This window comes from Citrobacter sp. R-1.5.2 (assembly GCF_035064245.1).
Lineage (GTDB): Bacteria > Pseudomonadota > Gammaproteobacteria > Enterobacterales > Enterobacteriaceae > Citrobacter.
The window spans coordinates 12,346-32,446 of sequence record NZ_JASEYC010000015.1 but is presented as its reverse complement, the minus strand read 5'-3'; the positions used below and the strand labels follow the sequence as shown (position 1 = coordinate 32,446).

General features: G+C 52.8%; 20 protein-coding genes. 16 read left to right on the top strand and 4 right to left on the bottom strand.

Features of this window, described 5'->3' with window-relative positions; all coding sequences use genetic code 11:
- The first annotated feature begins 134 nt into the window (after positions 1 to 134).
- From QMN38_RS21110 to QMN38_RS21075, 8 genes are all read left to right on the top strand, one after another.
- The gene (locus tag QMN38_RS21110) at positions 135 to 713 is read left to right on the top strand and encodes a YecA/YgfB family protein (RefSeq protein WP_003026978.1); all 579 of its coding nucleotides are present in this window, start codon (positions 135 to 137) and stop codon (positions 711 to 713) included.
- 24 nt (positions 714 to 737) lie between these two features.
- Positions 738 to 2,063, top strand: a complete 1,326-nt coding sequence (gene pepP, locus QMN38_RS21105; protein ID WP_323605923.1) for a Xaa-Pro aminopeptidase — start codon at positions 738 to 740, stop codon at positions 2,061 to 2,063.
- Complete coding sequence (gene ubiH / locus QMN38_RS21100) at positions 2,060 to 3,238, top strand: 2-octaprenyl-6-methoxyphenyl hydroxylase (RefSeq protein ID WP_323605921.1); 1,179 nt, start codon at positions 2,060 to 2,062, stop codon at positions 3,236 to 3,238. Before pepP ends, ubiH begins: the two co-directional genes overlap by 4 nt.
- A 139-nt stretch (positions 3,239 to 3,377) precedes the next feature.
- Complete coding sequence (gene ubiI, locus QMN38_RS21095; RefSeq protein WP_271456166.1) at positions 3,378 to 4,589, top strand: FAD-dependent 2-octaprenylphenol hydroxylase; 1,212 nt, start codon at positions 3,378 to 3,380, stop codon at positions 4,587 to 4,589.
- Positions 4,590 to 5,032: 443 nt separating this feature from the next.
- Positions 5,033 to 6,127, top strand: a complete 1,095-nt coding sequence (gene gcvT, locus QMN38_RS21090) for a glycine cleavage system aminomethyltransferase GcvT (RefSeq protein WP_271441217.1) — start codon at positions 5,033 to 5,035, stop codon at positions 6,125 to 6,127.
- Between the two features lie 25 nt (positions 6,128 to 6,152).
- Positions 6,153 to 6,542, top strand: coding sequence for a glycine cleavage system protein GcvH (gene gcvH / locus QMN38_RS21085; RefSeq protein WP_271441218.1), 390 nt, complete (start codon positions 6,153 to 6,155; stop codon positions 6,540 to 6,542).
- 131 nt (positions 6,543 to 6,673) lie between these two features.
- Positions 6,674 to 9,547 (top strand): aminomethyl-transferring glycine dehydrogenase, encoded by a 2,874-nt coding sequence (gene gcvP / locus QMN38_RS21080; protein WP_323605920.1) that lies wholly within the window; start codon positions 6,674 to 6,676, stop codon positions 9,545 to 9,547.
- A 78-nt stretch (positions 9,548 to 9,625) separates the two neighbouring features.
- Positions 9,626 to 10,369: an SDR family oxidoreductase gene (locus tag QMN38_RS21075; protein ID WP_323605919.1), complete on the top strand. Its 744-nt coding sequence runs from the start codon at positions 9,626 to 9,628 to the stop codon at positions 10,367 to 10,369.
- Positions 10,370 to 10,462: 93 nt separating this feature from the next.
- Here the strand turns inward: QMN38_RS21075 and bglA are convergent, their stop codons facing one another.
- Together bglA and QMN38_RS21065 are read right to left on the bottom strand one after the other, a co-directional pair.
- Positions 10,463 to 11,896 carry a 6-phospho-beta-glucosidase BglA gene (gene bglA / locus QMN38_RS21070; RefSeq protein WP_271456162.1) on the bottom strand — a complete coding sequence of 478 codons (1,434 nt, stop codon included), beginning with the start codon at positions 11,894 to 11,896 and terminating at the stop codon, positions 10,463 to 10,465.
- Between the two features lie 120 nt (positions 11,897 to 12,016).
- Positions 12,017 to 12,745 carry a MurR/RpiR family transcriptional regulator gene (locus tag QMN38_RS21065; RefSeq protein WP_271449909.1) on the bottom strand — a complete coding sequence of 243 codons (729 nt, stop codon included), beginning with the start codon at positions 12,743 to 12,745 and terminating at the stop codon, positions 12,017 to 12,019.
- Positions 12,746 to 12,797: 52 nt separating this feature from the next.
- Here QMN38_RS21065 and yqfB point away from each other — a divergent pair, with 52 nt between their 5' ends.
- Both yqfB and trhA read left to right on the top strand, forming a co-directional pair.
- A complete protein-coding gene (gene yqfB / locus QMN38_RS21060) occupies positions 12,798 to 13,109 on the top strand; it encodes a N(4)-acetylcytidine aminohydrolase (RefSeq protein WP_323605918.1) in 312 nt (103 codons plus the stop codon).
- Between the two features lie 163 nt (positions 13,110 to 13,272).
- Positions 13,273 to 13,926, top strand: coding sequence for a PAQR family membrane homeostasis protein TrhA (trhA, locus tag QMN38_RS21055; RefSeq protein WP_271442484.1), 654 nt, complete (start codon positions 13,273 to 13,275; stop codon positions 13,924 to 13,926).
- Positions 13,927 to 14,066: 140 nt separating this feature from the next.
- Here the strand turns inward: trhA and ygfZ are convergent, their stop codons facing one another.
- Positions 14,067 to 15,050 carry a tRNA-modifying protein YgfZ gene (gene ygfZ, locus QMN38_RS21050; RefSeq protein ID WP_271442485.1) on the bottom strand — a complete coding sequence of 328 codons (984 nt, stop codon included), beginning with the start codon at positions 15,048 to 15,050 and terminating at the stop codon, positions 14,067 to 14,069.
- A 39-nt stretch (positions 15,051 to 15,089) separates the two neighbouring features.
- Between ygfZ and QMN38_RS21045 the strand changes: the two genes are divergently transcribed.
- Genes QMN38_RS21045 through QMN38_RS21035 form a run of 3 tightly spaced genes read left to right on the top strand, consistent with a single transcriptional unit; the run spans position 15,090 to position 15,961 of the window.
- On the top strand, positions 15,090 to 15,317 hold the full coding sequence (locus QMN38_RS21045; protein WP_323605915.1) for a hypothetical protein: 228 nt from the start codon (positions 15,090 to 15,092) through the stop codon (positions 15,315 to 15,317).
- On the top strand, positions 15,307 to 15,573 hold the full coding sequence (gene sdhE, locus QMN38_RS21040; RefSeq protein WP_005123351.1) for an FAD assembly factor SdhE: 267 nt from the start codon (positions 15,307 to 15,309) through the stop codon (positions 15,571 to 15,573). Before QMN38_RS21045 ends, sdhE begins: the two co-directional genes overlap by 11 nt.
- The gene (locus QMN38_RS21035) at positions 15,554 to 15,961 is read left to right on the top strand and encodes a protein YgfX (RefSeq protein WP_137382657.1); all 408 of its coding nucleotides are present in this window, start codon (positions 15,554 to 15,556) and stop codon (positions 15,959 to 15,961) included. Before sdhE ends, QMN38_RS21035 begins: the two co-directional genes overlap by 20 nt.
- Before the next feature lie 91 nt (positions 15,962 to 16,052).
- Here the strand turns inward: QMN38_RS21035 and fldB are convergent, their stop codons facing one another.
- Entirely contained in the window at positions 16,053 to 16,574 is a 522-nt protein-coding gene (gene fldB / locus QMN38_RS21030) for a flavodoxin FldB (RefSeq protein ID WP_271442487.1), read from the bottom strand.
- A 113-nt stretch (positions 16,575 to 16,687) separates the two neighbouring features.
- Here fldB and xerD point away from each other — a divergent pair, with 113 nt between their 5' ends.
- From xerD to recJ, 3 genes are read left to right on the top strand one after another with little or no spacing between them, the layout of a single operon-like run.
- Positions 16,688 to 17,584: a site-specific tyrosine recombinase XerD gene (xerD, locus tag QMN38_RS21025; RefSeq protein WP_005123354.1), complete on the top strand. Its 897-nt coding sequence runs from the start codon at positions 16,688 to 16,690 to the stop codon at positions 17,582 to 17,584.
- A 23-nt stretch (positions 17,585 to 17,607) separates the two neighbouring features.
- Entirely contained in the window at positions 17,608 to 18,321 is a 714-nt protein-coding gene (gene dsbC, locus QMN38_RS21020) for a bifunctional protein-disulfide isomerase/oxidoreductase DsbC (protein WP_101742745.1), read from the top strand.
- 5 nt (positions 18,322 to 18,326) lie between these two features.
- On the top strand, positions 18,327 to 20,060 hold the full coding sequence (gene recJ, locus QMN38_RS21015) for a single-stranded-DNA-specific exonuclease RecJ (RefSeq protein WP_323605913.1): 1,734 nt from the start codon (positions 18,327 to 18,329) through the stop codon (positions 20,058 to 20,060).
- The last annotated feature ends 41 nt before the right edge of the window (positions 20,061 to 20,101 follow it).

Here is a 20,101-nt window from a genome sequence, read left to right as displayed (position 1 = left end):
CGTCTCCAGACCGTGGGTCCGCGAAGGGGCGACACTATAGCTACCCTGGTATCAAGATACAAGCCCTTTTCTGGTCCACCAGGGTCCAAAGTGGTAGCATATCATGAATATCCTCCCTTTGATGACGAATGCTTATGTCTATACAGAACGAAATGCCTGGTTACAACGAAGTTAGCCAGTTTTTGAACCAACAAGGGGCCGGATTGACCCCCGCTGAAATGCACGGTTTGATCAGCGGGATGATTTGCGGTGGCAACAACGACAGCTCATGGCAGCCGCTGTTGCACGACCTGACGAACGAAGGTCTGGCTTTCGGTCACGAGCTGGCTCAGGCTCTGCTGAAAATGCACTCTGCCACCAGCGATGCGCTGGAAGATGATGGCTTCCTTTTTCAGCTTTATCTGCCTGAAGGCGATGACGTTAGCGTGTTCGATCGCGCCGATGCACTGGCTGGCTGGGTAAACCACTTTTTGCTGGGCCTCGGTGTGACACAACCGAAGCTCGATAAAGTGACAGGTGAAACCGGCGAAGCGATCGATGATCTGCGTAATATCGCCCAGTTGGGCTATGACGAAGACGAAGATCAGGAAGAGCTGGAAATGTCACTCGAAGAGATCATCGAATACGTGCGTGTTGCCGCGTTGCTGTGCCATGACACATTCACGCGTCAGCAACCGACCGCACCGGAAGTCCGTAAACCGACTCTGCACTAAGAACGAAACGCAAAGGAGAGTGTGATGAGCGAGATATCTCAGCAAGAATTCCAGCGTCGTCGCCAGGCATTATTGGCGCAAATGCAGCCTGGCAGCGCCGCGCTAATTTTCGCGGCACCCGAAGCGACACGCAGCGCGGACAGTGAATACCCGTACCGCCAAAGCAGTGATTTCTGGTACTTCACCGGTTTTAACGAACCTGAAGCCGTGCTGGTGCTGATTAAAAGTGATGACACTCATAACCACAGCGTTTTGTTCAACCGGGTTCGCGACCTGACTGCAGAGATCTGGTTTGGCCGCCGTCTGGGCCAGGATGCAGCCCCGGCAAAACTGGGCGTTGACCGGGCGCTGGCCTTCAGTGAAATCAACCAACAGCTGCACCTGTTGCTCAATGGCCTGGACGCGGTGTATCACGCGCAGGGTGAATATGCCTGGGCCGACGAGATAGTCAGTACGGCGCTGGATAAGCTGCGTAAAGGTTCCCGGCAAAATCTGCACGCGCCTGCAGCAATTATCGACTGGCGTCCGATGGTGCATGAGATGCGCCTGTTTAAATCGGCAGAAGAGATTGCTGTTATGCGCCGGGCTGGGGAAATTACCGCACTGGCGCATACCCGGGCGATGGAAAAATGCCGTCCGGGGATGTTTGAGTACCACCTGGAAGGGGAAATTCATCACGAATTCACCCGTCATGGTGCTCGTTACCCATCCTATAACACCATCGTTGGCAGCGGCGCAAACGGCTGTATCCTGCATTACACCGAAAACGAAAGTGAAATGCGTGATGGTGACCTGGTGCTGATTGACGCTGGATGTGAATACAAAGGCTACGCGGGTGATATCACGCGTACCTTCCCGGTTAACGGCAAATTTACACCTGCCCAGCGTGAGGTCTACGACATCGTACTGGAGTCGTTAGAAACCAGCCTGCGTCTGTATCGCCCGGGGACTTCCATTCAGGAGGTGACTGGCGAAGTGGTGCGCATCATGATTACCGGCCTGGTGAAGCTTGGTATCCTGCACGGTGAAGTCGATCAGTTGATTACCGAGAATGCGCACCGACCTTTCTTTATGCATGGTCTCAGCCACTGGCTGGGTCTGGATGTCCATGACGTCGGTGTTTATGGTCAGGACCGTTCGCGTGTCCTGGAGCCGGGAATGGTACTCACGGTTGAGCCAGGGTTGTATATCGCTCCGGATGCCGATGTCCCTCCTGCTTACCGCGGTATCGGCATTCGTATTGAAGATGACATCCTTATTACCGAAGACGGTAATGAAAATCTGACCGCCGGAGTGGTCAAGAATGCGGATGACATTGAAGCCCTGATGGCTGCGGCGCGACTGCAATGAGCGTGATTATCGTCGGTGGCGGCATGGTCGGCGCGACGCTGGCGCTGGCCATTTCAGCGCTGAGCCATGGGACGCTGCCTGTTCATCTGATAGAAGCGAGCGAACCTGAAACCGATCGCCACCCGGGATTTGACGCCCGGGCAATTGCGCTGGCGGCAGGAACCTGCCAACAGCTGGCGCGAATTGGCGTGTGGCAGGCAATTGCTGATTGCGCAACGGCAATCAAAACGGTACACGTCAGTGACCGTGGGCATGCCGGATTCGTAACACTGGATGCACAGGAATACCATATTTCAGCGCTCGGTCAGGTGGTAGAACTGCACGATGTGGGGCTACGTCTGTTTGCGCTGCTGCGTAAAGCGCCGGGTGTCACATTGCACTGTCCCGCTCGTGTTGCCAGCGTGTCGCGCACGCAAGAACGTGTTGATGTTACACTGGAAAATGGCGAAATGATTACGGGGCATCTGCTGGTGGCTGCAGATGGCACGCGCTCTGCGTTGGCGACAGCCTGTGGGGTTGACTGGCAGCAACAGCCGTATGAACAACTGGCCGTCATTGCTAACGTCACGACTTCCGTTCCTCACGACGGACGTGCCTACGAGCGTTTCACGCCGCATGGTCCGCTGGCCATGCTGCCAATGGCGGAGGGGCGATGCTCGCTGGTGTGGTGCCATCCGCTGGAGAAGCGTGAAGAGATCATGTCCTGGTCAGATGAACAGTTTTGCCGCGAACTGCAACGCGCATTTGGCTGGCGGCTGGGGCGTATTACTCAGGCAGGTAAACGCAACGCTTACCCGCTGTCTTTAACAACCGCGCTGAAAGCGATTACCCATCGTACGGTGCTGGTGGGTAATGCGGCACAGACGCTGCATCCTATTGCCGGACAAGGTTTTAACCTTGGACTTCGTGATGCCATGAGTCTTGCCGAAACGTTGACTCAGGCCCAGGATGACGCAGAAGATGTGGGCGATTATGCGGTGCTGTCGCGTTATCAACAGCGCCGTCAGCGCGATCGCGAGGTAACGATTGGTGTCACCAACAGTCTGGTGTATCTGTTTGCCAATCGCTGGGCTCCGTTGGTCGTTGGGCGTAATGCCGGACTGATAGCAATGGAATTATTTACACCCGCGCGCGATGCGTTGGCGGAGCGGACCCTCGGTTGGGTTGCGCGATAAATATGACCTGTAGGCCGAATTAAAGAAGTAGGCCTGATAAGCGCAGCGCCATCAGGCAATGTCGCGGAATTGATGCCGGATGGCGGCTTTGCCTTATCCGGCCTACGGTTTTTGATTGTCCTATTTTCAGGAGCAAACAGTGCAAAGTGTTGATGTAGCAATTGTTGGTGGCGGCATGGTGGGACTGGCGGTTGCCTGCGGCCTGCAGGGCAGCGGATTACGCGTTGCTGTGTTAGAACAACATGTTCCACAGCCTTTGGCGGCGGATGCACCCCCTCAGCTTCGCGTGTCGGCAATTAACGCGGCCAGTGAAAAACTGCTGACGCGCCTTGGCGTATGGTCGGATATTGTTGCCCGTCGCGCTTGCTGCTACCACGGCATGGAAGTCTGGGATAAAGACAGCTTTGGACGCATTGAATTTGATGACCAGAGTATGGGTTACAGCCATTTGGGGCATATCGTTGAAAACTCGGTGATTCACTACGCACTGTGGCAAAAAGCACAGCGTTCAGCAGATATCTCGCTGATGGCACCGGCTGAGTTACAGCAGGTGGCCTGGGGAGAGAATGAGGCGTTCCTGACGCTGAAAGATGGCTCCATGCTGACCGCCCGTCTGGTGATTGGTGCTGACGGTGCAAACTCGTGGCTGCGCAACAAAGCGGATATTCCGCTGACGTTCTGGGATTACCGTCATCATGCGCTGGTGGCGACGATCCGCACGCAAGAAGCCCATGGCGCGGTTGCGCGTCAGGCGTTTCATGGCGAAGGTATCCTGGCGTTCCTGCCGCTTAGCGACCCACATTTGTGCTCTATTGTCTGGTCTCTCTCGCCGCAGGACGCTGAACGTATGCAGCAGGCAAGCGCAGAGGATTTCAATCAGGCTCTGAATATCGCTTTCGATAATCGTCTGGGGTTATGCCAGCTTGAAAGCGAACGCCAGACGTTTCCGCTGACGGGACGCTATGCCCGCCAGTTTGCCGCCCATCGTATGGCCCTGGTAGGGGATGCGGCGCATACCATCCATCCGCTGGCAGGGCAGGGGGTGAACCTCGGTTTTATGGATGCAGCGGAGTTGATTGATGAACTTAAGCGCCTGCAACGTCAGGGGAAAGACATCGGCCAGTACCTCTATCTGCGCCGTTATGAGCGTAGCCGCAAGCACAGTGCTGCGCTGATGCTGGCTGGAATGCAGGGGTTCCGTGAACTGTTTGCCGGGGAAAATCCGGCGAAGAAATTACTGCGTGATATTGGTCTGAAACTGGCCGATACCCTCCCGGGCGTAAAACCACAACTCATCCGCCAGGCGATGGGTCTGAACGATCTTCCTGAGTGGCTACGCGAGTGTCCGTAAGGACAATCTTAAGAGTTTGAAACCCGTCACACTTTCCTCTCCCGGCGTACGCGCCGGGATGACTCTCTCATTTGAAATAATCTAATTCCACGCCTTTTTTCGCATTAGTTTTTTTAATATTACGTTTTTTTCATAACGCCATTTTTGACATTTTTTCCACATTTAATATGGAATGATGCGGCTCAGCTTCACTTATCTTCGCCTGTTGTTCTGACATAATGGCATTTAAATGGTTTTTTATGCTGTCGGCGATCTGGTCGTTTTTAGTCATAAGCTAATGTGATGGTTAATTTTGCCTTATGGTTTAGCGTCTGTTTCGGTGGTAAGTTCAGGACAAAGAGAACGTTTGCGTCGCAGCCCCTGGAGCGGCTGTGGTGCTGGGTTTCGTGGCGAAGATTTCACCACGAAAGAGTTGATAGCCCCGCTTATTCAACGAGGAAAAGATGGCTCAACAGACTCCTTTGTACGAACAACACACGCTATGTGGCGCGCGCATGGTTGATTTCCATGGCTGGATGATGCCACTGCATTACGGTTCTCAGCTCGATGAGCACCATGCTGTCCGCACCGATGCCGGTATGTTTGATGTGTCGCACATGACCATCGTCGACCTGCGCGGCAGCCGCACCCGGGAGTTCTTGCGTTATCTGCTGGCAAACGACGTCGCGAAGCTAACGAAGACAGGTAAAGCCCTTTACTCCGGTATGCTCAATGCGTCGGGCGGCGTGATAGATGACCTGATTGTCTACTACTTCACTGAAGATTTCTTCCGCCTCGTTGTAAACTCCGCCACCCGCGAAAAAGACCTCTCCTGGATTACCCAACACGCTGAACCTTACGCCATCGACATCACTGTTCGTGATGACCTGTCGCTGATCGCGGTGCAGGGACCAAACGCGCAGGCAAAAGCTGCCACGTTGTTTACTGACGAACAACGCCATGCTGTTGAAGGTATGAAACCGTTCTTCGGCGTGCAGGCGGGTGATTTGTTTATCGCGACCACGGGTTATACCGGTGAAGCGGGATATGAAATTGCCATGCCGAATGAAAAGGCTGCGGATTTCTGGCGTGCGCTGGTCGAAGCCGGTGTTCAGCCTTGCGGTCTGGGCGCGCGTGATACGCTTCGTTTAGAAGCCGGTATGAACCTGTATGGTCAGGAGATGGATGAGGGTATCTCCCCGCTGGCAGCCAATATGGGCTGGACTATCGCGTGGGAACCGACCGATCGCGACTTTATTGGTCGTGAAGCGCTGGAAATGCAGCGCGAAAAAGGCCACGAGCAACTGGTCGGCCTGGTCATGACGGAGAAAGGTGTGCTGCGCAATGAACTGCCAGTGCGTTTTACTGATGCGTCGGGCAACCAGCATGAAGGCATCATCACCAGCGGAACCTTCTCCCCAACGTTGGGCTACAGCATCGCGCTGGCACGCGTTCCGGCAGGTATCGGCGAAACGGCGATTGTGCAAATTCGTAACCGCGAAATGCCAGTTAAAGTCACTAAACCTATTTTTGTGCGTAACGGCAAAGCCGTCGCGTAATTCATCCTTTTTTGGAGATTGATTGATGAGCAACGTACCTGCAGAACTGAAATACAGCAAAGAACACGAATGGCTGCGCAAAGAAGCTGACGGTTCTTACACCGTTGGTATCACCGAACACGCTCAGGAGCTGCTGGGCGACATGGTTTTCGTTGATCTGCCCGACGTTGGCACGACCGTTAGCGCGGGTGATGACTGCGCCGTTGCGGAATCCGTAAAAGCGGCATCTGATATTTATGCGCCAGTCGGCGGTGAGATTGTTGCGGTTAATGATGCACTCAGCGACTCTCCGGAGCTGGTTAACAGCGAGCCGTATACCGGCGGCTGGATCTTCAAAATCAAAGCCAGCGATGAAAGTGAGATTGAATCACTGCTGGATGCGACCGCATATGAAGCTTTGTTAGAAGACGAGTAAATACGCTTTTGCCGGATGGCGCTGCGCTTATCCGGCCTACAAAGCATGCGTAGGCCCGGTAAGCGCTAGCGCCACCGGGCACGTAGACAGAGACAATCACGATTCACTGCACGTTTCAGGAACCATCGCCCATGACACAGACGTTAAGCCAGCTTGAAAACAGCGGCGCTTTCATTGAACGCCACATCGGACCGGACGCCGCGCAGCAGCAAGAGATGCTGAATGCGGTAGGCGCCGAGTCGTTAAACGCGCTGATCGGCCAGATTGTGCCGAAAGACATTCAGCTCGCAACCCCGCCGCAGGTAGGCGAGGCGGCGACCGAATACGCTGCGCTGGCTGAATTAAAAGCCATCGCCGGGCGTAACAAGCGCTTCACGTCCTACATTGGCATGGGCTACACCGCCGTGCAGTTGCCGCCGGTTATCCTGCGCAACATGCTGGAAAACCCGGGCTGGTACACCGCGTACACGCCGTATCAGCCAGAAGTTTCTCAGGGCCGTCTGGAAGCGCTGCTGAACTTCCAGCAGGTGACGCTGGACCTGACGGGGCTGGACATGGCATCCGCATCTCTGCTGGATGAAGCCACCGCTGCAGCTGAAGCTATGGCGATGGCAAAACGCATCAGTAAGCTGAAAAACGCCAACCGTTTCTTTGTCGCTGCTGATGTTCATCCGCAAACCCTGGATGTCGTGCGTACCCGTGCACAAACCTTCGGTTTTGACGTTATCGTCGATGATGCGGAAAAAGCACTGGATCACCAGGATGTGTTCGGCGTGCTGTTACAGCAGGTTGGTACTACCGGTGAAGTGCACGACTACAGCAAACTGATTGCTGAGTTGAAATCCCGTAAGGTCGTGGTCAGCGTTGCTGCCGATTTTATGGCGCTGGTTCTGCTGACCGCCCCGGGTAAACAGGGCGCAGACATTGTGTTCGGCTCTGCACAGCGTTTCGGCGTACCGATGGGATACGGTGGTCCGCACGCAGCGTTCTTTGCTGCTAAAGACGAATTCAAACGCTCCATGCCAGGCCGTATTATCGGCGTATCGAAAGATGCGGCGGGTAATACCGCACTGCGTATGGCGATGCAGACTCGTGAACAGCATATCCGTCGCGAGAAAGCGAACTCCAACATTTGTACCTCGCAGGTACTGCTGGCCAACATCGCCAGCTTGTATGCCGTTTATCATGGTCCGGTAGGCCTGAAACGCATCGCAAACCGCATCCACCGCCTGGCCGATATTCTGGCGGCAGGTCTGCAACAGAAAGGACTGAAGCTGCGGCATGCGCATTACTTCGACACCTTGTGTGTAGAAGTGGCTGATAAAGCGGCCGTACTGGCGCGTGCTGAAGCGGCTGAAATCAACCTGCGCAGCGATATTCATAACGCAGTAGGTATCACGCTCGATGAAACCACCACCCGTGAAAACGTGGTGCAGCTGTTCAATGTTCTGCTGGGCGACAGCCACGGCCTGAACATCGACACCCTGGATAAAGACGTGGCGCTCGACAGCCGTTCTATTCAGGACAGCATGCTGCGTGATGACGCAATCCTCAGCCATCCGGTATTTAATCGCTACCATAGCGAAACCGAAATGATGCGCTACATGCACTCGCTGGAGCGTAAAGATCTGGCGCTGAACCAGGCGATGATTCCGCTGGGTTCCTGCACCATGAAGCTAAATGCGGCAGCTGAGATGATTCCAATCACCTGGCCGGAATTTGCCGAACTGCACCCGTTCTGTCCGCCAGAACAGGCAGAAGGTTATCACCAGATGATAGGTCAACTGTCTGACTGGCTGGTTAAACTGACCGGTTATGATGCCGTTTGCATGCAGCCGAACTCCGGCGCACAGGGTGAATATGCTGGCCTGCTGGCAATTCGTCATTATCACGAAAGCCGTAATGAAGGTCATCGTGATATCTGCCTGATCCCGGCTTCTGCGCATGGTACCAACCCGGCCTCTGCTCAAATGGCAGGTATGCAGGTCGTCGTTGTTGCGTGTGATAAGAACGGTAACATCGATCTTGGCGATCTGCGCGAAAAAGCGGCACAGGCGGGTGAAAACCTCTCTTGCATCATGGTCACCTATCCGTCTACGCACGGCGTATATGAAGAAACCATCCGTGAAGTATGCGAAATTGTGCATCAGTTTGGCGGTCAGGTTTACCTTGATGGTGCGAACATGAACGCCCAGGTTGGTATCACTTCGCCAGGCTTTATCGGCGCAGATGTATCGCACCTCAACCTGCATAAAACGTTCTGCATTCCGCACGGCGGCGGTGGCCCAGGTATGGGACCGATCGGCGTTAAATCGCATCTGGCACCGTTCGTGCCGGGCCACAGTGTGGTACAGATTGAAGGGATGCTCACCCGTCAGGGCGCAGTTTCTGCTGCGCCGTTCGGTAGCGCATCTATTCTGCCAATCAGCTGGATGTACATCCGCATGATGGGTGCTGAAGGACTGAAGCAGGCAAGCCAGGTGGCTATTCTTAATGCCAACTACATTGCCAGCCGTCTGAAGGATGCATATCCGGTGCTGTATACCGGTCGTGATGGCCGTGTGGCTCATGAATGTATTCTCGATATTCGCCCACTGAAAGAAGAGACCGGCATCAGCGAACTGGATATTGCCAAGCGCCTGATCGACTACGGTTTCCATGCGCCGACCATGTCATTCCCGGTTGCGGGTACGCTGATGGTCGAACCAACGGAATCCGAAAGCAAAGTAGAATTGGATCGCTTTATCAATGCGATGCTGGCTATCCGCGCTGAGATCGAGCGCGTGAAAGTCGGTGAGTGGCCGCTGGAAGATAATCCGCTGGTTAACTCTCCGCATACCCAGAATGAACTGGTGTCTGAGTGGACTCACGGTTATAGCCGCGAAATCGCTGTCTTCCCGGCGGGTGTCGCGAACAAATACTGGCCGACCGTGAAGCGTCTCGATGACGTTTACGGTGACCGTAACCTGTTCTGCTCTTGCGTACCGATGAGTGAATATCAGTAACTTTTTCGCGTAGTAAAGCCGTTTCCTGGCCGGGTAAGGCGAAGCCGCCTCCCGGCCTTTTCATATCTGGAGGAAAGCATGGGAATCGCACTGGTTACTGGCGGCAGTCGTGGTATTGGACGGGCAACAGCGTTGCAGTTGGCAGAAGAGGGCTACACGGTTGCGGTTAACTTTCATCATAATATTCGCGCAGCAACGGAGGTGGTCAATCGCATCATCGCTGCTGGAGGGCGCGCGTTTATTCTGCGTGCGGATATCAGTGATGAGAGCCAGGTGGTGGCGATGTTCGATGCTATTGACCGCGAAGGCGAACCATTGGCTGCACTGGTCAATAATGCTAGGATCTTGTTTGAGCAGAGCACGGTGGAGAATCTAACGGCTGAGCGAATCAATCGTGTCCTGGCAACCAATGTGACTGGCTATTTTCTGTGTTGTCGGGAAGCGGTAAAACGGATGTCGTTAAAACACGGTGGTCAGGGTGGGGCGATTGTGAATGTTTCTTCAGCAGCATCAAGACTTGGTGCGCCTTTCGAATATGTTGATTATGCCGCATCGAAAGGCGCTGTGGATTCGTTAACGACCGGACTGGCGCTGGAAGTGGCGGCACAGGGGATTCGTGTAAACTGCGTACGACCGGGTCTTATCTACACTGAGATGCATGCGTCAGGTGGAGAGCCAGGAAGGGTTGAACGCGTGAAATCCATGTTGCCGATGCAGCGAGGCGGACAGCCGGAAGAGGTCGCGCAGGCGATAGTTTGGTTGTTGAGCGAAAAGGCCTCTTACGTGACGGGCAGTTTTCTGGAGCTGGCGGGCGGGAAGTAGGCATTTAATTGCCGGATGGCGCTGCGCTTATCCGGCCTACGGGAGCATAACCTGTAGGCCGGATAAGATGTTTACGCCGCCATCCGGCAAAAATCAACGTTTCTCGCCGTTGCTGGCAATCACTTCTTTGTACCAGTTAAAACTTTTCTTGCGCGAACGCGACATATCGCCGGTGCCATCGTCGTGTTTATTCACATAGATAAAGCCATATCGTTTGCTGTACTGGCCGGTGGTGAATGATACGCAGTCGATGCAGCCCCACGGTGTGTAACCCATCAGATCCACGCCATCATACGTTACTGCTTTCATCATCTCTTCGACATGAGCACGCAGATAGTCGATACGATAGTCATCGTTGATGCTACCGTCTTCTTCTACTTTATCGTAGGCGCCAAAACCGTTTTCGACGATAAACAGCGGTTTCTGATAACGCTCGTACAGTTCGCATAATGCATAGCGCAGCCCAACTGGATCTACCTGCCAGCCCCAGTCGGAGGCCTTTACGTGTGGGTTTGGCACACTGCCTTCAAAACCCGAGATTGCATCGCCGCTACCACCTTCTGCTTTTACTGCGTTAGTCATGTAATAGCTAAAGCCGAGATAATCGCAGGTCCCTTCACGCAGGATTTGCTCATCTCCTGCTTCCATTCGGATGTTGAATTCGCGGCGTTCCCACTCGTTCAGTACATATGATGGATAGTAGCCGCGCAGTTGAACGTCGGTGAAAACATAGCGCTCACGCATAGATTCCTGCGCGAACATGACATCCTCAGGCTTACAGGAGAACGGATACAGCGGTACCATCGCCAGCATGCAACCGACCTTCATTTCAGGGTTGATGCGACGTGCTGCCTTTACCGCCAACGCACTGGCAATAAACTGGTGATGCAGCACCTGGTACATGGTTTCTTCCGGGTTTTCATGTTCGGTATACACTACACCGGAACAGCAATAACCAAACAGCGGTGCACGCCAGTTGCGCTGGTTGTTGATCTCATTGAAGGTCATCCAATATTTGACCTTGTGCTTGTAGCGCTCAAAGACAACTTCAGCAAAACGAACAAAGAAATCGACGACTTTGCGATTGGTCCAGCTTCCGTACTGTTGAACCAGATGCAGCGGCATTTCGAAGTGGGAAAGCGTGATAACCGGCTCGATGTTGTATTTGAGCAATTCATCGAACATATCATCGTAGAACTTCAGACCTTCTTCGTTCGGTTGTGATTCGTCACCTTGCGGGAAGATACGAGTCCATGCGATAGAGGTACGGAAGCACTTGAATCCCATTTCAGCAAACAGCTTGATGTCTTCTTTGTAATGACTGTAAAAATCGACAGCTTCATGGTTGGGATAGTACTTGCCGGGCACAATGTCTTGAGTGATCTCACGGGGAACACCATGTGCGCCTCCGGTCAGTACGTCGCAAATACTGGGACCTTTGCCACCTTTGTTCCAGCCGCCTTCAACCTGATGCGCCGCTACTGCGCCGCCCCATAAAAAATCTTTTGGTAAGGTAAGTTTTTTCATCTGCGCTCAGTCTCAAATTAATACAATCTGATTTTGAGTCTAACAAAGGAAAGATAAATGTCACGATATAACAAAATAGCGGAAATGTGATTTGTTACATCAAAAAAACATATTGTTTTTTTACGCTAATCTTTTCGCCAGCTTGCGGCCGAGTGATTCCAGAATATAAATAACAGGAATTTGCGTGGTAATATCATAGACCCCCGCAATGCGGGTTTGCGGTACGTGCCAGGAGAGGTTAAAGTCGGCGAGTTTCGCCAGTCGTGAGTGCTCATGGCAGGTAATCGACAGGACTTTACAGTTATGTAGGCTGAACTGGCTGGCGAAACGCAGGATTTCCTCTGTTTCGCCAGAGACGGACAGGACAATCGCCAGCGCGTTTCTGGCCATATCATTGGTTACCGGAAAATAAGGATCGTCGATATGGTTACTGAATTTACCCACATTGGAGAAAAAACGTGCGCCATATTTTGCAAGCGCCCCTGATGTTCCCGCACCGACGAATATGATACGCTCGGAAGATAATATAATATCAACAGCCTGTTCGAGCAGTTTATCAAACTCGTCATTGTTTACGCCTTTAAAAAAGCTAATTATCTCGCTGGCGCCAAAATTAGCCTGTTGCGGTTCATTCTGCTCTAAATATAATTTAAAGCGTACGCGAAATTCTGAGTAGCCCTCACATTTAAGCTTGCGGCAAAAGCGCAACACGGTAGTTGTGGATACGCCCACGGCATCGGCCAGTTCGCGAATGGTCATGTACATGACTTTGTCACGGTTTTTGATGACATAGTTATAGACCAGCATCTCAAGATTGTTGAGACTGGCGATGGCAGCGTGGGAGAACATACTCACAATGGCAAAACTCACTCATCAGACTTCATCTACAGGGAATAATAACATGCAGCCAAATGACATCACTTTTTTTCATCGCTTCCAGGATGACATTCTGGCCGGACGTAAGACCATCACCATTCGTGATGAGTCTGAATCACACTTCAAAGCCGGCGATATTCTGCGCGTTGGGCGCTTCGAGGATGATGGTTACTTCTGCACGATTGAAGTTGTCGGCACTTCAACCGTTACACTGGATACGCTAACGGAAAAACATGCCCAGCAGGAAAACATGACGCTTGAAGAACTTAAACAGGTGATTGCCGAGATTTACCCGGATCAAACGCAATTTTATGTGATTGATTTTAAATGTCTTTAACTTAACTGGTACAGTTGTTAGCTGAAATATAAAATATAATTATATGATTTTTATTGATTATTTATTATTTGATAAATATTTTAGCTAACAGGTGTTCACTGGAACTATTCTCAGTTACGCTAGAGACGCAATCACGAAAGTGTTCGTTTTACCGGAGTAACGTATGGTTCAGAAGCCATTAATCGCGCAGGGATATTCGCTGGCTGAGGAAATAGCCAATAGCATCAGTCACGGTATCGGGCTGGTGTTTGGGATTGTCGGACTGGTGCTGTTGCTGGTTCAGGCAGTGGATACCAATGCCAGTGCTATGGCGATTACCAGCTATAGCCTGTATGGCGGCAGCATGATCCTGCTATTCCTTGCTTCAACCTTGTATCACGCCATCCCTCATCAGAAAGCGAAAATCTGGCTGAAAAAATTCGACCACTGCGCTATTTATCTGCTGATTGCCGGGACTTACACGCCGTTTCTGTTGGTGGGACTGGATTCGCCACTGGCGCGTGGATTGATGATCGTTATCTGGAGTCTGGCGCTGCTTGGTATTTTATTCAAACTGACTATTGCTCACCGCTTTAAGGTCTTGTCGCTGGTGACCTATCTGACGATGGGGTGGTTATCGCTGATTGTGGTGTATCAACTGGCGATTAAGCTGGCGGCGGGCGGTGTGACGTTGTTGGCTGTGGGTGGCGTGGTCTATTCGTTGGGCGTGATTTTCTACGTCTGCAAACGTATTCCTTACAACCATGCTATCTGGCATGGGTTTGTGCTGGGTGGCAGTGTTTGTCACTTTCTGGCGATTTATTTGTATGTTGGGTAACACGCATAGATCCAGTGCAACCCCAGGGGCGGCGTAAACGCCTCGCCCTGGATATGTTTTGTAGGCCGGATAAGGCAACGCCGCCATCCGGCGGCATGCCCTGAATTGCCTGATGGCGCTGCGCTTATCAGGCCTACTAATTACTCTTCGTTTAACGAATACGGCAGCGGCACAATATGCAGCGTTTTCGCATCATCACGCACGCGGAACACGCTGTCTGCTTCCATATCGTTATTCATCACGACCTGTACTAACACCTGACCATCGGCCAGTTGCACGGCAGCAAGAACGGTACCGGTACGACGCCAGTTCTCACCCATTTTTAGCTCCAGATCTTCACCCGCTTCTGGTACCCGGCTGGCAGTACCCGCCAGGGTCCACATTGCGCGCTTATTGGCGCCGCGGAATTTTGCGCGGGCAACCATTTCCTGGCCGGTGTAACAGCCTTTTTTGAAGCTAATACCACCCAGAGCCTGAAGGTTAGTGGCCTGTGGAATAAACTGACCGCTGTTGGCGGTGTCGATCACCGGGATACCCGCTTCGATATCCAGCGCCAGCCATTGCTGGCTGTTATTCAATTCTGCTTCGCCGCGCAGTTTCTCTGCAATCATCTCAGCGGTTGCGACATCAACGATCAGCAGGAAGCGTTCAGACGGATGCTCGAACCACAGCAGGGTGGAAGCGCCGTGGGTAACGACCTGCTTATCGCTGGTTGGCAGTTCGCTAAAGAGATTGGCCAGCGCTGCACGCGCCTGGAAGCCCGCTACACCCAGCAGGACGCGCTCATCATCCGGGGCAATCACGACCTTCGAGAAGACGGCGTATTTTTTCAGTTCGGTTAATTGGGCATCACGCAGGCTACGGCGTTCAAGCCAGGCAAAGCCATCAGCCTGACGGAAGAGACGCAGGTTGCTCCACATTTTGCCTTTGGCGTCGCAGTGAGCTGCCAGCAGGTGTTGCTGTTCGGTCATCTGGCTGACATCTGCGGTGACCTGACCCTGGATGTATTTTTCACTGTCGACACCGGTAATGGTGGCGAGAGCCCAATCGTCGAGCGTCATTAGCGTCAGAGGCAAACGTGCCGACGCAAACGGCTGGCGAGGAGGAAACGATGTAAAAGCCATAATAATGTCCTGATTTGCTTAACGCGGTAATAATGACTAATGGTAAAAGAGCTATGGGCTATTGCAAGCGGTTTAAACATCCTGTTTGTGCCTTATATTAAGCTTTGCGAGGAGACATCCAAAAAAAGTGAACCCTTTGACTTAATGTGGTTTTATTTAGCGATCGCGCTTCCGTTTACTGATATTCCCGTAAAAGAGCGTGAAAAACACGTTACAATAGCCGGATACTTCGTTTTCGCGAGACAGGGAAAAGAACATGGATATTAACAACAAAGCACGTATTCATTGGGCATGCCGCCGCGGTATGCGTGAACTGGACATCTCTATCATGCCGTTTTTCGAACATGAGTATGACAACTTAAGTGACGAAGAAAAACGCATCTTTATCCGTCTGCTGGAATGCGATGATCCAGACTTATTTAACTGGTTGATGAATCATGGGAAACCGGCTGATGAGCAGTTGGAGCAGATGGTGCGACTCATCCAGACACGGAATCGGGAACGTGGTCCAGTGGCAATCTGATTTACGCGTTTCATGGCGCGCACAGTGGCTCTCTCTGCTCATTCATGGGCTGGTTGCGGTATTCATTTTATTGATGCCCTGGCCTTTGAGTTACACCCCATTATGGTTGGTTCTGCTCTCTCTGGTGGTGTTTGATAGCGTACGCAGTCAGCGTCGCATTAACGCTTGTCAGGGAGAGATTAGACTGTTAATGGACGGTCGCCTGCGCTGGCAGGGGCAGGAGTGGTCTATCGTTTGTGCACCCTGGATGATTAAAACGGGCATGATGCTGCGTTTGCGTTCAGATGCAGGAAAACGTCAGCATTTGTGGCTGGCAGCGGACAGCATGGATGACGCAGAGTGGCGGGATTTGCGACGGTTAATGCTGCAACAGGCGAAGCAGGGTTAACGCCGGCGAATGACCGATGGCGAGCAGCTACAGTTTAGTGCGCTATGTAGGCCGGAGAAGGCATTCACGCCGTCATCCGGCAACATGGTTATCAGGACCAGTGTTCGGCCATTTCACCGAGAATTTGCTCACACCAGGTCTGGATACGTTCATCGCTGAGGTCGTATTGGTTAGTTTCATCCAGAGCTAAACCGACAAACAGCTGCCCATCGGCAATCACGGGTTTATCGCTGGTGAATTCATAACCTTCTGTTGGCCAGTAACCGACAAACTTAACACCTTTGGTGACCAGTTTATCATGCAGCATACCCAGAGCATCAAGGAACCACTCACCGTACCCCAGTTGATCACCCATGCCGTAAAGCGCGACAATCTTGCCTTCCAGGTTGAGGTTGTCCAGTTGCTCCCAGACCGCTTCCCAGTCTTCCTGAATTTCACCGAAATCCCAGGTTGGAATACCCAAAATGAGCACGTCATACTGCTCCATTAGGGCGGGGGAATCATCCTTGAGATTGTGCAGTGTCACCAGTTCGGGACCAAGGATATCGCGGATTTTTTCTGCTGCCATTTCGGTGTAGCACGTGCTGGAACCGTAAAAAAGACCCATGTTCATGACGTAAACATCTCAATTCTGCTGTAGCGTTGCGGCTAGTGTAACAGAATCGCCGCAATCTCGGCACAATGAGGCATAATGCATCAAAAATGAGAGTGAATTAAGGGGCGCGAGTGGAACAAGATCTGGCACGCATTGAGCAATTTCTTGATGCCCTGTGGCTGGAGCGAAATCTGGCGGAGAACACGTTAAGTGCGTATCGTCGCGATCTGACAATGCTTGTTGAATGGTTGCACCATCGTGGCATTTCACTGGCGACCGCGCAGAGCGATGATTTGCAGGCATTGCTGGCTGAGCGAATGGATGGCGGGTATAAAGCCACCAGTTCAGCACGTTTGCTCAGTGCCATGCGGCGTTTTTTTCAGCATCTTTATGGCGAAAAATTTCGCGAAGACGATCCAAGCGCCTCGCTTGCTTCACCTAAACTTCCGCAGCGTTTGCCAAAAGATCTTAGCGAAGCGCAGGTAGAACGGCTGCTACAGGCCCCGCTTATCGACCAACCGCTTGAGCTACGCGACAAAGCGATGCTGGAGGTTTTGTACGCCACGGGGCTGCGCGTATCAGAGTTGGTGGGGCTGACGATGAGCGATATTAGTCTGCGGCAGGGCGTTGTGCGGGTGATTGGTAAAGGCAACAAAGAGCGGCTCGTGCCGCTGGGCGAAGAAGCCGTGTACTGGCTGGAAACATACCTGGAACACGGTCGTCCGTGGTTGCTCAACGGCGTATCGATTGACGTACTGTTTCCCAGCCAGCGTGCGCAGCAGATGACCCGTCAGACTTTCTGGCATCGTATTAAACACTATGCTGTGTTAGCAGGGATCGACAGCGAGAAACTGTCGCCGCACGTATTGCGGCACGCTTTTGCCACGCATCTGCTCAATCACGGCGCTGACCTGCGCGTGGTGCAGATGCTGCTGGGGCATAGCGATCTCTCGACTACACAGATTTATACACATGTCGCAACGGAGCGCTTGCGTCAACTACATCAACAGCATCACCCACGAGCGTGAGTGCTGACAGTAAAGGATAGGTTATGAAGAAACGTTTTATGATGCTCACCCTGCTGGCTACTGCGTTTTCAGGCATGGTGCATGCAGACGATGCGGCTATTCGCCAGTCATTAGCGAAGCTGGGCGTGCAGAGCACCGAAATTCAACCTGCTCCGGTTGCGGGCATGAAAACCGTACTGACCAATAGCGGTGTGCTGTACGTTACTGAAGACGGCAAGCATATTATTCAGGGGCCGATGTATGACGTAAGTGGCGCAAGCCCGGTGAATGTCACTAACCAACTGCTGATGAAGCATCTGAATGCGCTGGAAAAAGAGATGATCGTCTACAAGGCGCCGCAAGAAAAACATGTCATCACCGTTTTCACCGACATCACTTGTGGCTACTGCCACAAGTTGCATGAAGAAATGAAAGACTACAACGCGCTGGGCATCACAGTCCGTTATCTGGCCTTCCCTCGACAGGGGCTGGAAAGCCAGGCCGAGCAGGACATGAAGTCAATCTGGTGTGCAAAAGACAAAAACAAAGCCTTTGACGATGCGATGGCGGGTAAGGGCGTGAAAGCGGCGACCTGTGATGTAGATATCGCGAATCACTACGCACTGGGCGTGCAGTTTGGCGTCAGTGGCACACCGGCGATTGTCCTGAGCAACGGCTATGTTGTTCCGGGCTATCAGGGGCCGAAAGAGATGAAAGAATTCCTCGACGCACACGAAAAACAGACCAGCGGTAAATAATTCGCGTGAAACAACAGATACAACTCCGTCGGCGTGAGGCCGACGAGACTGCCGAACTGCCTGCGGATTTACCTCCCTTGTTGCGTCGTTTGTACGCCAGTCGTGGCGTGCGTAGTGCGCAGGAGCTTGAACGCAGCGTGAAAGGGATGTTGCCGTGGCAGCATTTGAACGGCGTCGAAAAAGCGGTTGAGATCCTCTATAACGCCTTTCGCGAAGGAACCCGCATCATTGTGGTGGGGGATTTCGATGCCGATGGTGCGACCAGCACGGCACTGAGCATCCTGGCGATGCGTGCGTTGGGTTGTAGTAATGTTGACTACCTGGTGCCCAACCGTTTTGAAGACGGATATGGCTTAAGCCCGGAAGTCGTGGATCAGGCGCATGCCCGGGGCGCTCAACTGATCGTTACTGTGGATAACGGCATCTCTTCTCATGCGGGGGTTGAGCATGCCAGAACGCTGAATATTCCGGTGGTGGTGACCGATCACCACCTACCCGGTGATACGCTGCCGGGCGCGGAAGCAATCATCAATCCTAACCTGCACGACTGTGAATTCCCGTCGAAATCGCTGGCAGGCGTGGGGGTAGCCTTCTACCTGATGTTGGCGCTGCGCACCTTCCTGCGTGACAAAGGCTGGTTTGATGAACGTGGTATCGCACCGCCTAATCTGGCCGATTTGCTCGATCTGGTTGCTTTGGGCACGGTAGCAGACGTGGTGCCGCTGGATGCCAATAACCGTATCCTGACGTGGCAAGGTTTAAGCAGAATTCGTGCGGGAAAGTGCCGCCCTGGCATTAAGGCGCTACTGGAGATTTCCAATCGCGACCCGCTTAAACTGGCCGCCAGTGATTTAGGTTTTGCGCTTGGCCCTCGGCTGAACGCGGCAGGTCGTCTGGATGATATGTCCGTCGGCGTTGCGCTGTTGCTGTGCGACAACATTGGTGAGGCGCGTATGCTGGCCAATGAGCTGGATGCACTCAACCAGACGCGAAAAGAGATTGAACAGGGTATGCAGGCAGAAGCTCTGACCCTGTGTGAAAAACTGGAGCGCAGTAGTGACACTCTCCCGGGGGGCCTGGCGATGTATCATCCCGAATGGCACCAGGGGGTGGTCGGCATTCTGGCATCGCGTATTAAAGAGCGTTTCCATCGTCCGGTAATCGCTTTTGCTCCTGCGGGGGATGGCACCTTAAAAGGTTCCGGACGTTCGATCCAGGGACTGCATATGCGTGATGTGCTGGAGCGTCTGGATACGCTTTATCCCGGCATGATCATCAAGTTTGGCGGACATGCGATGGCAGCAGGCCTGTCGCTGGAAGAAGCGCAGTTCGAGCATTTCCAGCAGCGTTTTGGCGAGCTGGTAACAGAATGGCTAGACCCTGCTTTATTACAGGGTGAGGTAGTCTCTGATGGTCCGCTGAGTGCGGCAGAGATGACCATGGAAGTCGCGCAAATGCTGCGTGATGCCGGTCCGTGGGGGCAAATGTTCCCGGAGCCGCTGTTTGATGGACATTTTCGCCTGCTCCAGCAACGCCTGGTTGGTGAGCGTCACCTGAAAGTGATGGTGGAACCGGTTGGCGGCGGGCCGCTGCTGGACGGTATTGCGTTTAACGTCGACACCCGTTGCTGGCCGGATAACGGTGTTCGCGAAGTTCAGCTTGCCTACAAACTGGATATTAATGAGTTTCGCGGCAACCGCTCATTGCAAATTATTATCGATAATATCTGGCCACTTTAGCGTCACTATATCTATAAAAAAGAGCGTGAATTGGTTACAAT